2 protein-coding genes are annotated in these 1,577 nt (G+C 45.9%); both read left to right on the plus strand.

All coding sequences use genetic code 11. The annotated features are described in order from the left end of the window. The coding region (gene trpB, locus R7P72_RS24075) for a tryptophan synthase subunit beta (RefSeq protein WP_318110836.1) at nucleotides 1-1,126 on the plus strand (1,126 nt) is incomplete at its 5' end. A gap of 230 nt (nucleotides 1,127-1,356) precedes the next feature. Continuing rightward, nucleotides 1,357-1,577: VF530 family protein (locus tag R7P72_RS24080; RefSeq protein ID WP_195754004.1), on the plus strand; the 221-nt coding region annotated here is incomplete at its 3' end.

Raw genomic sequence — 1,577 nt, forward strand, 5'->3', positions numbered from 1 at the left:
AGACATTAACGCCGCTTATGAAGAATGTTGCCAAGATCCAGAGTTCAAAGACGAGTTAGCTCGCCTTTATAAACACTTTGTCGGTCGACCTAGCCCTATTTTTCATGCCGCGAATCTATCTAAGAAATACGGTGCCGACATTTATCTAAAGCGAGAAGACTTGAACCATACTGGCGCTCACAAAATTAACCATTGTTTAGGTGAAGCCATCCTTGCGAAGAAAATGGGCAAAAAGAAACTGATTGCGGAAACTGGTGCTGGCCAGCATGGCGTGGCATTGGCGACTGCTGCCGCTTTGGTTGGCTTAGAATGTGACATTTACATGGGCGAAGTCGATATCGCCAAAGAGCATCCGAACGTTGTCCGTATGAGAATCCTTGGTGCTAACGTGATTCCTGCCACGCACGGACGTAAAACGCTGAAAGAAGCCGTTGATGCTGCCTTTGAAGCGTACCTAAAAGATCCAGAAACTCAGCTTTATGCCATTGGTTCCGTGGTTGGCCCTCACCCATTCCCTAAAATGGTTCGCGATTTCCAATCCATCATCGGGAACGAAGCGCGAGTTCAGTTCAAAGAAATGACGGGAAAATTGCCGAACAATCTTGTCGCGTGTGTGGGTGGCGGCTCAAATGCCATGGGGTTGTTTAGCGCATTTTTAGAAGATGAAAACGTCGCGATCCACGGCGTCGAGCCTGCTGGACGATCTTTGGACAAAGTGGGTGAACACGCAGCCACCCTAACGCTTGGCGAGCCAGGCATCATGCACGGGTTTAAGTCTTACATGCTTAAAGATGAACAAGGCGAACCACAAGAGGTACACTCCGTCGCCAGTGGCTTGGATTACCCATCGGTAGGCCCACAGCACAGTTATTTAAAAGACATAGGACGCGTGAACTATGGTTCAATCAACGATGACGAAGCGATAGACGCCTTCTTTGAGTTGTCTCGTGAAGAAGGGATTATTCCGGCTATCGAATCTTCCCACGCAGTCGCATACGCAATCAAACTGGCACAACAAGGTGAATCAGGTTCGATTCTTGTCAACCTTTCAGGTCGAGGCGACAAAGACATCGATTTTGTGGTTGAAAACTACGGAGCAAAATACGGTATTGAGTCGCTTATCTAACTGGCAGCCACTGAGCTGAGTTACGTTTAATCGCAATGCGCAGACAAAAGCAAAGCCACCTAAAACAAGGTGGCTTTGTAGTTTTCTCTCAATTTACCTTTGCTTTAGTGGTTTAACTACGCTGCTTAGGCCTTCTGGCGTTTCTATTCAAACCATCGCCGCCTAACTATAGATATCTCTGTAATGTATACTTTGCTAAACTCCGCCCTTTGATGAGTAAGGCCCCTAAAATGATGACTGACGAAGAAAGAATCGAACTGCAACAAAACAACCCACTGCATGGGTTAAAGCTAGAGACTATGTTGCAAGAGTTGGTAGATTTTTATGGCTGGGACATTCTAGATACAGCAATGCGTTTTAATTGCTTTAATACCAAGCCTTCGATTGCAAGTAGCGTGAAGTATTTAAAGAAAACCGAATGGGCGAGAGAAAAATTAGAAAACTTTTACCT

It is taken from the genome of Vibrio sp. Vb0888, assembly GCF_033338835.1.
In the GTDB taxonomy this organism is placed as follows: domain Bacteria; phylum Pseudomonadota; class Gammaproteobacteria; order Enterobacterales; family Vibrionaceae; genus Vibrio; species Vibrio alginolyticus.